The following is a 13,369-nucleotide window of genomic DNA, read 5'->3' on the forward strand; positions in this document are numbered from 1 at the left end:
CTTCTTCTCAAAGGGGTGGCTTCATTTCTCAGGCTGAACGCCGCGAGAAGTGGCGTCGTCCATGTGCGGTAGCGACTTCTGCTCGGCATAGCCGAGCACCCGGCCGCCTCGGATCGCCTCCATCTCGTCGATCAGCCGCTGTGCCTTCGCCATCTGGCCGGGAGGCGGGTCGTTCGCGATCATCCAGCCGAAATTGCGGTCCATGGCATCGCCCACGCCGTCGAACGAGAAGTCGGATTCGGCCGATTTCTTGCGCATCCAGTTGAGCAGCCGCCAGCTCTGGCTCCCAAGCGGCTGCCCGGCGAGCGCACGATTGTGCAGCCACAGCAGCAGGTCTGCCACCTGGATGCCCGGACTGCGTGACGATTCGACCATCTCGAGCCGGCTGCCATAGCCTTTTTGCATCACGAACTTCTCGCCGAGCGTGACCTCGACGGCCTCCGGCGAGGCGGTGGAGAAATATTCGTGCCAGAAGGCGAGGGCCTTCGCGAACTCGTCCTGCTCGTCGTGTCGGATCAGGTCGATCGAGGCGCCCCAGCTCCGCGCCTGTGCCTCGATCCCGTCCATCAAATTGCCGAAGCCGACCGTGTTGGGCATGTGGCCCTGCCGGCCCAGCTTGCCGGCGCTATGGAAGTAGATGGCCTCGGGATTGTCGCGCGCCCACCGCATCACATTGCCGACAATCTCCGCCATCCGCTTGTCCGGCTGCGCGCTGGCAAGCGCTGCGACCTCGTCGCAGAACTCGACCAGTCCCTGCTCGGCAGCCCGGGCGCCTTTCGCCATCATCGCGTCCCAGAACCGCCTCGCAAGCGCGTCGGGGATAAGCTCGGCGAGATTGAACACCATCCAGAGGCGCAGCGGCCGGATACGGTAGATGTGCGCATAGGCGGCAAGATTCTCGCCATGGTCGAACAGAGCGTCGAAGATCTTGGTGGCGAGAAGATAGCGCTTCTCGACATGCGCGACGGCGAAGCGCGCACGGGCGCTCTTTAGTATCGAAAAGAGCCTAGCGGCGATCGTCTCTACACCTGCCTGCCCAAGCTCGCAGGCGTGCAGCTCCGTCGCTCCGATGTCCGCAAGAAGCGCGGCCATGTCGGCCGTCTTGACCACGTCAAAGTCGTCAAGCGTCAGAACCGCCAGCGTCGAGAACACTGGCTGGGCCGGATCGAACAGATTCTTGCCCGTGTTGCCGGCTTCGTCGACATAGGCGAACATCTGTAGGTCTCCTCGTCTCGCGCGGTTGCTGCTTACTGGTTCCGGCGCCGGCGACGCTCGGCGATCACCGCCAGGATCACGCGCACGGCATCGCCGATATCGGGATCTGCCTGCTCGATCAGCGCCTCGTCACCTTCCGCCTCGATCACCTCGGCCGCCAGTTCGAAGGCCTGCTGGCGCACCCCCGACAGGCCGTCGGGCAAGCGCACGCATGCATCGGTCAGATCGCGCAGAAGCCCCGGCGCCGCGCCCTGCTCCAGTAGTCCGCTCAGCAGATAGGTCGCGCCGTCCGAGAGATACCGCCGGTTCGCACGGGCGGTGAGGCCTTCGATGATCCGCATGCCGAGCGCGTAGGCGGCGGCACGCCCCAGCTCCTTGGCCTCGCCGGCGAGAGTAGCGCCGGCCTGGGTGAGCACCGCTTCCGCCAGCCGCCGCAGGTCGGGGACCGGATGCTCGTCGATCGGCATCCAGAGACCTTCGGCATCGCCTGCCCGCACCTGCAGCGCAGCGAAATGCCCGGCGATCCACACGACCTGCCCTTGCAGGTCTGCATGTCGCGCCAGCTCGAACGCGGTCTTGGCGGATTCGGTCGCGGCCGCAAGATCGCGCTTCGCGGCATAGTCGAGCGCAAGCGCGTGGTAGGCGCGTACCTGCTGCCGGGTGTCTCCCAGTTCCTGCCACAGCGCTAGCGCCGCGCGATCCTCGGCGAGCGCGAGGTCGTAATCCTCGAGCTGGCGCGCCGATGCCGCGATCCAGCCGTGGTTGAGCGCGATGTTGAGCGCTTTACCGGGCAAGGTGTCGAACAGTCCGATTGCCTGCCGATGCTTGTCGATGGCGTCGCGGAACCTGCCGGCCAGGCAATGGGCGAGGCCGAGGCCTCCCAGAACCCAGGCCTGGGCAGGGACCTCGCCCAGCCCCTTCCAGATGGCCGCGGCAGTCGTATAAGCAGCGACCGCTTCCTCCGGTTGCCCGAGCCGACGCGCGCATTCGCCGACCTCGCCCCAAAGCGAAGCGATCCGGTCCGATGGGCCGTTGTCGCCGAGTACGGCGATCGCCTGCTGCGCATAGTGCAGTGCGTCGTCGAACTGCATGGCGCGTCGATAGTCCTGGGCGAGCTGGTTCATTACCCAGGCGATATGGGCGGTGGCGCCTTCGTTCTCCCAGAAAGCGAGCGCGGCGCGATGCGCGTCGATAGCGCGGGCATAGTGGCGAAGCCGCGAGGCGGCGACGCCGATCTGGCCCTGGAGCAAGGCGGCGCCGCGCAGGTCGCCGGCCGCCTGCGCGGGGATCAAGGCGCGCCCGAGATGCACGAGAGCGGCTTCGTGATCGTGGTTCATTCCCGCCGTGAGGCCGGCAAGCGCATCCTGGTTGCGCGACTCGCGCGCCCATAATCCCAGATCGCTGGTGTCGGTGGCGAGAAAGGCACGGCAAAACTCGGCCGCTTCCTCGCTGCGTCCCTGCTCCAGCAATCGGATCGCCTGCCGCCGATTCTCCTCGGCGCTGAAGAATCCGTCCAGCAACTCGGCCATGCCGGCGAGCGGGGTGTAGCTGTCATGGAGAAGGTGCCGCTTGCGATAATATTGGACGAACAGCCGATCCGCGACCTTGTAGAGCGAATCGCGGCCGCCGGTCCTTCGCTTGCCCAAGACGATCTGGCGCTCGCGCAGCCAGGCGAAATGCTGCGCGATCCGGTTCTGCGTCGTGCCAACCCGTACTGCGAGATCGCTTTGGGAACAGGGCTCGCCCTGGCGGATGAGCGCGTCGAATAAAGTCTTCGTGCGCATCGGCATCTGGTCGATAAGCGCCTGATAATAGGGGGTCAGGTCGTCGACGAGCTTGTCCAGAAGCTCGGCCGCTGTGAGCGGGTCGCTCTCGAGCAGCAGATTGGCGAGCGCCACCGCCATGCGCGGTGCGCCGCCGGTGAAGCTCGCGAGCGCGCGCACCTTGGCCAGATCGAGGTCGAGATCGGTCTTGCCCTCGAGCGCGGCGCGGCGCTCGAAATAGAGAATGTGGTCGGCCTCGGTCCAGGGATCGAGCGCGAACTTCGCGAAGGCATGGAACAGGCGCTGCTCATAGTCCTGATCGACCTTGTCGGATACCGAGGTTGCGAGCAGCGCGAGGCGCTGGCTCTCGGCGAGCAAGGCCCGCAAGCGTGATTGATCGACGGGATCGTGGAACACATTGGCGATGAGCTCGTCGAAATTCTCCACGACGACGATCGCGATCGCGCCCGTTGGCACGGTATCGATCGCCGCTTCCAGCTCTACCAGCGCTTCGCCCCAGGCTTCCGGAGGGTCGTCGAGGAAAAGCCCAGTGACGCTCGAGGCCGGCTTGCCCAGGAGCGCGCGGGCGATCTCACGCAGGAAGCTCGACGGAGTAGAGACGTTGCGCTGCTCCTCCGGCAGGACGAAGACCCGGGCGGGCAGCTCCTTGTCCCGGACGCCCAGCTCGATCGCGCGGGCGAAGAACGACTTCCCGAACCCGCGCGGCGCGCTGATCAACGCGTGCTGGCGGGTGCCTTCGCCGTTGATCAGCGTCTCGATGACGGCTTCGATCAGCAGATCGCGGCCGGTCGACAGCAGGCGCACCTGGGCGTCGCTCATCGCGTGCGGGTTGAAGCGCGATATGTCCATCAGATGCCTCCGCGTGCCGCGCGCCAGGTTTTGAGCAGGTTCTGGACAAGCCGATAGCCGCCGGTGCGTGGGTCACCGCGCACGAACTCCGCTAGCTCGAGCCGTCGCTTGACCGCGAGCGAGTCCTGTCCGAGCGGCTCGCAGAGCGCATCGATCGCGGCATTGCTGATCTTGCCATGCACATCCTTCGCCATCGCGTTGAGCACCGCCTCGGCGGCACCACGAATGCCCGGCTCGAACCGGCGCGCCAGCCGCTCGTCGAACTGCTGATAGAAGGTCGCGAACAGCTGCTGCTGCAGGCTGTTCTCCGCGACGTCGGCGATCTGCTCCGGCGTCGAGCTGCCGCTTGCGCGAAGCTGATTCATCGCGGTCTGGATGAAGAACGGGAAATGGTCGGGAAGCTCGGCAAGCAGCGCCGCCGTGGACGCCGGCGTCCAGCCTGTCAGCTTGGCGATTCCCGCGAGTTGGACGACCAGCGCCTCGGCCTCGAGCTGCGCCAGCGGCTGCAGGTTGACATGCTGGAGATCGTTTATGACGAGACCCTCGATCTCGAGGTCCTCAAGGAACAGCTGGATGCTCACCGACCCGGCGATCGCCATGGTAAGGCCGGCATTGCGCCATGCGCGCAGCGTTGCCAAGACGATCCGGATATCGTCGACATTCTTGTTCTGGCGATGCATGTTCTCGAGAAAGAATGGCAGCTCGTCGATTAGCAGGATGATGCGGTTGCCCTGCGCGAGCTGCTCGCGCGCCAGGCGCTCGACGCTTTCCTTCAGCGGCTCCCAATATTCGCGCACGCTCGCATCGAGTTCGAGGCCGCCTTCGATCCCGCCGCCGCCGGCCGAAACCTTGCGCACCCGCCGCTGGACCGCATCCGCGATACGGCCGGGAATGAGGCGTGCGGCGTCCCACTGCTTGCGCAGCCACTGGACCCGATCGGCAGGAAGCGCGCGCAGGAAGCCCGAGAAGAACTCGCTCAGCGACTTCATGTCCTGGACGTCGAGATAGATTGGTGTCGTCGCAGGCGTCTCCGCCAGCACGCGCGCGGTCTCGACGAGAAGTGAACTCTTTCCGATCCGGCGCCAGCCCTTCACGAGCAAGCTCGTGCCGTCGGTCAGGGACTGTGTCGCAAGCGCGATCTCTGTCGAGCGGAACTTGAAGTCCGCTCCGCTCACCGGGGGTCCGGCAATAATGCGCATATCGTGCCTCCTTGACATCTTGATATCAGAATATTTGATATCGTCAATCCAGATATCAAGAGGAAGACTTGTCGTTCGCGAGAATTTGGTAGGATGCCGGCCCGCCCAAGCGATCCAGCTCGGTCAGGCCGGGCGCGATAAGCCATTCGACGAGTTGCCGCGGTGTTACCTTGCCCGCCAGCACGCGCAGCACGCCTTCTATGAACACCTCGTGCTCGATGAGCGTAACCTCCTCGGCAGCCTGTGCCTTCTTGCGCGAATGCTCGTCGAAGCGCGGCTTTCCGAGCGTGACCCGGTGCATCGCTTTGTCGTACCCCAGCGCCTTCTGCAGGATCGCGAACGCCGCCTCCTTGGCCAGCAGCGGCGGCTTCTTGGTAGTCGTCTTGCACTCGATGAGAAGCGCGTGCACGCCGAGCGTAAGCAGCAGATCCGGCGCGTTCTGCTGCCTGCCGTCGTCGATCTGTCGAATCGACCACGAGGGCTCTCGCGTGAGCAAGGCGATTACGGCATCCTCATAGTCGGTCCCGAGCGCGTCATTGCAGCGCTCGACCAGCGCCTCGACGCCCAGCCGTTCCGCAAGCTGGCGATGCGCCTCGCGGAACTTGTCCTGCCTGAAGCCTATGCAGGAGGCGACCGCATGCAGCAAAGCCGACATCCGCTTCTCGCCGCCGACCGCTTGCTGGACCTTGTCCTTGGCAGCGGTGAGCAGCTGGTCGAACGTCTCGATTCCTTGGCGCAGCAAGGCAACGGCGCGCTGGCGCCCGAAGCCCGGCACGTTCTCGCGCTGCGCGACGCGCAATATGTCGAGCGCCTCGACGGGAATGCCCCATTGGATCTGGCGGGCGAGCATTTGCAGCTTGTTGGTAAGCGTCTGCGGATAGCCCAGCTCGGGCACGCTCGCGATCCGACGAAGCCCATCCAATACCCAGGCTATATCGGCGGCGAGGCGGTGAAGCTGCCCCGAAGGCAGGTTGGTCTTGCGGCGAATCTCGCGCTCGGGCGCGCCCGCCGCGAACAGCGCCAGCGCATGCGCGCCTTGATTGGCGCGGCGGTCATTGCGGTCGACCGCCGCGAGCAGCGGAAATGCCTGGAGAAAGCCAACCGAATCAACATAGCCCTTGCTCGGCCATGGCAGGTAGCGGGAAGGACGCTCGCTGCCGAACTCTGCGCAGGTGCAGACCCAGTGCAGAAGCCCGGTCAGATAGCGCTCGAAATCGGCGTCGATGTCCGCTGCGTGCGCGCACATCATATCGAGGAAGCCGACAGCGGTGAGCGGGAGCAGCCCCGATTGGGCGACGGCCCTGCCGACAGGCGTAGCTAGAAGCACGTCGAAGTCGTCGTCGACGAAGCCTGCGCGGATCAGCCAGTCGGTCGCGGTCGCCGCCTTTGCCACGACATCGTCGAGCTTGTGCGGATTGCGCTCCCGGATCTGATGCCAGAGCAGGCTCAGGCGAAAGAAGTCGACCAGCGCCGGTCGGGTGTTGACGACACCGTGAGCGATCAGTGCCAGCACGCTGCGACGCATCGACAGGCCGACGAGCCGCGATACGACATTGTCGTTTTCGGGGCGCACGATAGTCGCGGCATGGCTCCGCTCGATTTGGGTTCTGGGCAGCAGCACCGCATAGCCGTCAGGGTGCAGCCCTAGCCGGCCCGCGCGACCCGACATGTTGCGATAGTCGGCGCGCGTCAGCATCGTGCCCTCCCGCTCGCCATAAGCGTAGGTCAGCTTGGCGAACACGACTGAGCGAAACGGAAAGTTGACCCCGGCGGCGAGCGTCGACGTCGCGAAACAGGCGCAGAACGCAGAGGTGGCGAAGCCCTGCTCAAGCACCTGCCGCTCCTGCGCCGTCAGGTCCGCCGAATGGAACGCGACCTCGCGTCGAGCCAAGTCTTGGAGCTGCTCCGAAGCCTCGGTCGGCTCTGAGAAAAGCGCGATCTGCTCGGCAAGCTCGATTCCGCGCACAGTTTGCTGACGCCCGATGGCGAAGCGCGCTGCCAGCTCCATGGCCTCGTTCCGGCTTTCGGTGAAGATCAGTACCGGCCCTCTGCCTAGCGCGATCAGCTTTCGCGCGACCTCGACGGGGTCCTGGGGAATATGCTCGCCTTCGAGGCAATCGAGCGCGTCCTCCTGGCCGAAGCGCACCTCATAGGCGGTGCCGCCCGACCAGACCTGCTGGATCAGATCGACGTCGCGGTCCTGGCAGCCGACCAATGCGCAGCCGAGCCATTCGGCCAGCTCGCCCGCGTTGCCGACCGTCGCGGTCAGCCCAACGATCTGCGCCATGCCTTGCCGCTTGAGGATGGTGCACAGGGTCTCGATGTTGGGCCCACGGCCCGGCTCGCCGATGATCTGCAGCTCGTCGGCGACGATCACCGAAGCGGTGACGTCGAGCTGCCCGGACAAGAGCAGCGCCAGCGCCTTTTCGTAGGTCGCGATGGTAAGGCGGGCGGCCGCCTCGCCTTCGTCGCGGTCGCCGGTGCTCAGGCCGATCGACACCTCGCTGCCCAGCCGTGCGACGAAGTCGGCATATTTCTGGTCGGCGAGTGCGCGGTGCGAGACGAGGTAGAGGCAGCGATGACCGCGCTCGAGCCCGGCGAGGATCGCGATCTCGCCGACCAAGGTCTTGCCCGAGGAGGTCGGGGCGCAAGCGATCATGCTCCGGCCGTCGGCGACGCCGGCCTCGATCGCCTGCGTCTGGATCCCGGTGAAATCGCGAATGCCCCAGCTGCGGATTTGCGCGGCTAGCGCGGCCGTCCAGCCTGGCGCCGAGACAGAATCTATGTTCATTCGGGCCTCCCCACCCAAGTTCAATTCGCGCCCGCGCTCTAGCGCGGAGATTTGCCCGAGCTTTAAGGAAGCATGCATGATCGAAGCAAGGAACGCATCACGCGTGATCGCTAAAGCTGTGGAGCAAAGAAACTCCATTTCGGATGAGTCCTGCTTTGCCGCTCGACTTGGCGAGGCTGGCCGCTAGTCGTTTCCGGGATGCTGGAGACTGACACGCAAGGCCGCATTACCGCTGCTCAGGCAGCGCTGGATGAGCTAAAGGAAGGCGGGGCCTCGATCTCGCCCAGGGATGCCGAGCAGTTGCTCGGGGACGCGATCGGACCACTGCTCGAGACGAGCGGCTACGCTCTCGAGCGCACGGCGGCGCAGCGCGACAAAGGCATGGATTTCTTGGCTCGCCGGCCTGCGACCACCGACGCCGATGCGGTTACGATCGCCATCGAATTGAAGCACACGCGCGCCAGAATGTCCGTGTCGGCGATACGACAGCTTGTCGGCGCGGCGATGATGGCTGGCGTGGACCGCGCGGTGCTGGTTAGCAATGCTGGCTTCTCGCAATCTGCGCATGAGGCGATCAGGCAAAGCCTGCCGGTGCGAATCGAGCTCCTGAGCTATGACGGGCTGGTCGATTGGACTCGGGCGATCGCGAGCGAGCGAAAGGCTCCCGACCGGCTCAGCCAAGGGATAAAGATGTTCAGCCGCTTTTTGGCGATCGAGATCGCTCGCGATCCGAGCGCGCTCGAGCGCCTCGAATGGTATCATATTGAGCCCACCATCGCGGAGATATTCGATGGGCTCGGCTTCCAGGTCACCCTGACGCCGCCCGCGAAGGACGGCGGTAAGGACGTGATCCTGGCGTTCACGCTCAATGGCAAGGCGGTAGAATATTATGTCGAGGTGAAGCATTGGCGTTCGGCGACCAAGGTCGGATCGGGTGCGGTGAGCGATTTCATTGAGGTGATCGCTCGCGACAAGGTGGCCGGCGGTCTCTTCCTGTCGACACATGGTTATACCGGCAATGCGTTCGAGTATCTGACCCAGCTCGACCGTGAGCGGATCAGGTTCGAAGGGCGCGACAAGGTGCTCACGCTTTGCCAGACCTATTCGAAAGCACAGGCTGGGCTATGGTCGCCACCTGCTTCGCTACGGGAGATTTTGCACGAGAAGATAGGTTAGCGGCGCTTTTGTAAGCGCTAGCCGATCATGCCCGGCAAGTTGCCAGCCCGTCGCAGAATCTTGTGGATTTCCGTCGCCTGCATATTGTGGGCAACGTTGCGGCACGTCATTCGCGGACTATGGGGCGTGGACGAGAAAGGCCGGCGATCGGCATTGCGGATTTGGACAGGCAAATCGCGGACTCGGCAAGGCGACTGATGGCTTTTCTCGAGGAGAACAAGGCCAGCGAGGTTCTCGACTATCCCTTTGGCTATTCCTATCCGCGCAACTGTTGCGAAAGCGCATCGATCATCTTCATGCTTCTGCTTCAGGAGCGCTATGGGGTGTCCGGCGTGACGATCGTGCGCGGGACAAAGCCACGCTTGTGGCAGCATCACTATTGGGTGAGGGTTCGCGGCCTTTGCTATGACCTCACCGCGCACCAGTTCGCGGGGCGCCGGCCTATTATCGGCGTCGAGCGGCATAGCTTCTTCGCGACCTGGCCCCATCAGCGCGCGACGTATCAGGAGGGATTCGTCGATAGTCACGCGGTGATCGATCTCTTCCGGCGTGGCGTGATCCCGTTCTGATCAAAGGTCCTGCGCAGGGAGTAGGTTGAGTGCCAGAAAGCGAGGCGCCGGCCGAAGTCGCTGACCGGAGAACCGCCACGCCTGTCGGCGAGCGCCGTCGATATTTGAGGCCGATCATCCCCAGCGCCAATTGACCGGCACATTACGATCGATCTCCCAGCGACGATCCAAGTCCCACTCAAAATCGCATCGACCGTCCTTGCCAGCATGGTGGACTTGCGGCGGCAGTCAGGCTGCCGCCAGTTTCTGTTCCTGGTTGCCTACCAACGAATCGACAGGATCTCGATGCATATGCAGACGGCGGAATGCTCGTTGATGTTGATATCGATTTCCAGCGCGGTGGCGAAGGCCCCCTCCTAGCCCGCCGCCCGCACCGTGCTTTTGAGACACGTGTCAGCTGGCAACCTTGCAGGGCGAGTGTTCGTCGGGGTGCAGAGGTCGAATGTCTGGCGATGATTTTTCGTGCGGACAGGCGCGATGCATTCAAAGGTAAGATACGATAAAAGCTCTAGCCCCAATCCATGACCGCCTCACCATGAGGCTCCTAAGACATCTTGACACTATTTGATAAAATCAGTAGTAAAATCTCCTAGTCTGCATCTATCATCAAGATGATATGGCCAGATATAATGTAAAATAGTATATTTCTATAGTAAATTAGGAATTTAAAACAATTATATAGTTGGTTTTTTCGGGTTCTCTTCTGGAAATAAAAGCGGCGCGTTAGCGGTTGAGGCATTTGCGCGGCCGAGCAGTTATCCTCGTTAGTGGATAAGACTGGAAAATTATCTGCCGAGGCGAACGCCTCACGCGCGCTTTCGGAATTTCGCCTTAATCACTTTGCCGCCCACGCGAAGCTGATCGAGATAGTCGGACCACCACTGCGCCATCCGCACACGCTCATTCCAGTGCGCTCCGCGATGGTACGCAGCCCGAACGCGATCCTTCTCACCGTGCGCCAAAGCGCGCTCGATTGCATCCGGGTGCCAAAGGCCCGACTCATTGAGAAGCGTACTGGCCATCGCTCGGAAGCCGTGGCTGGTCATCTCGTCGTGCTGGAAGCCGAGCCGGCGAAGCGCGACGTTCATTGTATTTTCTGATATCGGGCGCTTGGTCGTGTGCAGCGCCGGAAACAGAAACTCGCTCGAGCGCGCAAGCGAGCGCAGATCCTGAAGGATGAAGAGCACCTGCCGAGATAGGGGCACTGCATGCGGCTGCTTCATCTTCATCCGCTCCGCGGGTACGCGCCAGACCTTCTCCGCGAAGTCGATCTCGGTCCATTTCGCCTGCCGTAACTCCCCCGGTCGCAAGAACACGTGTGGCGCGAGCCGAAGCGCATAGAGCGTTTCCGGCCGACCCTTGTAGTCCTCAATCGCCCGAAGCAGTTCGCCGACCTTCTTGGGCTCGACGATCGCCGCATGGTGCTGCACGCGAGGAACCGTCAGTGCCCCTCGCAGGATGTCGGCGGGGTTCTTCTCCGTGCGGAGGGTCGCGAAGCCATAGCGGAAAACCCGCCCCGCAAAGGCGCGTAGCCGAACCGCAGTTTCGTGATGGCCCCGGCGCTCCACTCGCTTGAGCACATCGAGCAGTTCATGCGGCGTCACTGAGGCGATCGGGCGCTTCGAGAGGCCGCCGAGCAGTTCGAGGAACCAGCGGGCCTTCTTGATCGTGGCAGGAGCCCGCGCTTCTCGTTCCATCTTCTGGATGTACTCTTCGGCCACCAGGCCAAAGGTGGTCTTCGCCGCCAATTCGTTTTGGAGGCGCTTTTGCCGCTTCGCCTCAACCGGATCGAACCCGTCCTCCAGCTCTCCCTTGGCTGCATCGCGCTTTCTCCGCGCCTGCTGCAGGGTCACGTCCGGGAAGCTGCCGAGCGACAGCTTACGTTCAATGCCGCAGCAACGGTAACGGAAGCGCCAGAGCAAGGCTCCGGATGGCTGGACCAGCAGATAGAGGCCGTCCGAATCAAAAACTTTGAAAGGACGCTCCGCCGGTTTGAGTGACTGAACCTGTACCACAGTAAGCATGGGGCCACGCCTCCTTGCACGTTCGTGGCCCCACGTTTCGTGGCCCCTTTTGCGTGGGCCACGGCGGAACAAAGTGAGATTTTGTGGGACCGCCAAGAGGCAATATACCGCAGATTTCTGCGGTTTTCTAGGCATGTTCTCAATATGTACTGGTGCCGCTTACAGGACTCGAACCTGTGACCCCCGCATTACGAATGCGATGCTCTACCAGCTGAGCTAAAGCGGCCCTGTCGAAGCGCTCGGCTTCGAAGAGAGCGCGCGCTTACCAGCATGATCCCTAGCTGACAAGCGTTGCGATTTGCTTGCCACCGCCTTTTCGGGGCCCGCGCCCCGCAAAAATACCTACCCGTTCGGCTTTACGCGTCGTTTACCACGGGGGGTGCACAAGCGTGTCCAAGGATCGGGCCAGTTCGCCCGCAACGGAGCACGCGCATGGACATGGCTCGCGGGATCAATGAGCCCCTGGACCCGGCCCCCGAGGGCTCGAACGACGACGCCGTCACCGAGCGCCCGATCGAGATCGGCGCAGACGAGCGCCGGATGCATGTGCGCGCCTATAACTATTGGGTGTCGCTGCTCCACGGGCGCGCCTACCCCTCGATCGAGGATCTCGATCCCGACAATATCGCCGATTTCGGCCCGCACAGCGTGCTGCTCGATTTCACCCGCGGGGTGGAGGATCCGGCGATTCGCTATCTCGGCACGATGCTGCGCGAGGAATGCGGCTTCACGCCGGCGATCCAGACGATCGGCGAAGTGCCCAGCCGCTCGCTGCTCTCGCGGCTGACCGATCATTATCTCCAGATCATCGCGAATCGCGCGCCGATCGGCTTCGAGGCCGAGTTCGTCGGGCAGCGCGGGCACAATACGCTCTATCGCGGCATCCTGATGCCCTTCTCGTCGGATGGAGAGACGATCGACTTCATCTATGGCGTGATCAACTGGAAGGAACTGGTCGATGCCGAGACACAGGCGCGGCTCAGCGCCGAGGTCGAGGAATCGCGCCGCGCGGCGCCGCTGAACCCGGTTGCCGCTGCGGTCTGGGCCGATGGGCCCAGCGCCGGCTTCGATTCGCCCGAGCCCGAAGCGGCGCAGATATATGGCGAGACGCTTGCCGACCAGCTGATGCTCGCGCGCGAATCGGCGGCCGCTGCCCGCGCGTCGGACCTGCGCAGCCGCTCGGCGCTCTATCGCGCGCTCAGCCGCGGCTATGATTTCGTCCTCGCCGCCGAGCAGGCGCCCGAGGATTATGCCGAGCTGCTCGCCGATTCGGGGCTGAGCGTTCAGGCGCGGGCGCCGATGACGCCGGCGGTGAAGCTCGTCTTCGGAGCCGATTACGACAAGACCCGGCTCACCGAATTCGCCGCGGTGCTCGCCTTTGCGCGGCGCCAGGACATTCCGCAGGGTGGGCTCGACGCATTCCTCGAAGTCGCCGAGGGCGGCATCAAGGGCGTGGTCAAGGCCGAGCGCGAGCATCGCCGCCCGGCGCCGAAGCGCGACGTGTTCGCGCGCGCCGCCGAGGAACTGCGCAACCGTCCGCCGCTCGGCCATGTCGAAATCGATGCTGGCCAGGACGAGTTCGTCGTTCTGCTCGCGCGTGCGGGCAGGCAAGGCCTCGATATCGTCGCGAGCATCACCGGCGACGCGGCGCTGACCGAACGCGCGATCCGCAAGGCCGCCGCCTGAGTGCGCTAAACTAGTAGCAATCGTTACTTTATTGCCTGCCAAGCCTTGAGGTCGCGCGCCGCCAAGGGCATAGCGG

8 protein-coding genes and 1 tRNA gene are annotated in these 13,369 nt (G+C 63.7%); 3 read left to right on the top strand and 6 right to left on the bottom strand.

Features of this window, described 5'->3' with window-relative positions; translation table 11 throughout:
• Positions 1-21 precede the first annotated feature (21 nt).
• From RZN05_RS19705 to RZN05_RS19720, 4 genes are read right to left on the bottom strand one after another with little or no spacing between them, the layout of a single operon-like run.
• On the bottom strand, positions 22-1,215 hold the full coding sequence (locus RZN05_RS19705) for a DUF3800 domain-containing protein (RefSeq protein WP_317228385.1): 1,194 nt from the start codon (positions 1,213-1,215) through the stop codon (positions 22-24).
• Positions 1,216-1,247: 32 nt separating this feature from the next.
• Positions 1,248-3,848 (bottom strand): tetratricopeptide repeat protein, encoded by a 2,601-nt coding sequence (locus RZN05_RS19710; RefSeq protein WP_317228386.1) that lies wholly within the window; start codon positions 3,846-3,848, stop codon positions 1,248-1,250.
• Entirely contained in the window at positions 3,848-5,047 is a 1,200-nt protein-coding gene (locus RZN05_RS19715) for a hypothetical protein (RefSeq protein ID WP_317228387.1), read from the bottom strand. The genes RZN05_RS19710 and RZN05_RS19715 overlap by 1 nt, the downstream gene beginning before the upstream one ends.
• Before the next feature lie 55 nt (positions 5,048-5,102).
• Positions 5,103-7,838, bottom strand: coding sequence for a DEAD/DEAH box helicase (locus tag RZN05_RS19720; RefSeq protein ID WP_317228388.1), 2,736 nt, complete (start codon positions 7,836-7,838; stop codon positions 5,103-5,105).
• Between the two features lie 198 nt (positions 7,839-8,036).
• Here RZN05_RS19720 and RZN05_RS19725 point away from each other — a divergent pair, with 198 nt between their 5' ends.
• On the top strand, positions 8,037-9,014 hold the full coding sequence (locus RZN05_RS19725) for a restriction endonuclease (RefSeq protein ID WP_317228389.1): 978 nt from the start codon (positions 8,037-8,039) through the stop codon (positions 9,012-9,014).
• A 62-nt stretch (positions 9,015-9,076) separates the two neighbouring features.
• Positions 9,077-9,583: a hypothetical protein gene (locus RZN05_RS19730; protein WP_317228390.1), complete on the top strand. Its 507-nt coding sequence runs from the start codon at positions 9,077-9,079 to the stop codon at positions 9,581-9,583.
• Positions 9,584-10,389: 806 nt separating this feature from the next.
• On the opposite strand, the gene RZN05_RS19735 is transcribed toward RZN05_RS19730, so the two are convergent.
• Positions 10,390-11,607: a tyrosine-type recombinase/integrase gene (locus RZN05_RS19735; protein ID WP_317228391.1), complete on the bottom strand. Its 1,218-nt coding sequence runs from the start codon at positions 11,605-11,607 to the stop codon at positions 10,390-10,392.
• Positions 11,608-11,757: 150 nt separating this feature from the next.
• Positions 11,758-11,833 (bottom strand) — tRNA-Thr (locus RZN05_RS19740).
• 206 nt (positions 11,834-12,039) lie between these two features.
• Here RZN05_RS19740 and RZN05_RS19745 point away from each other — a divergent pair.
• Complete coding sequence (locus tag RZN05_RS19745) at positions 12,040-13,293, top strand: PAS domain-containing protein (protein WP_317228392.1); 1,254 nt, start codon at positions 12,040-12,042, stop codon at positions 13,291-13,293.
• Positions 13,294-13,369: the final 76 nt, after the last annotated feature.

The organism is Sphingomonas sp. HF-S4 (genome assembly GCF_032911445.1).
GTDB classification, from domain to species: Bacteria; Pseudomonadota; Alphaproteobacteria; order Sphingomonadales; family Sphingomonadaceae; genus Sphingomonas; species Sphingomonas agrestis.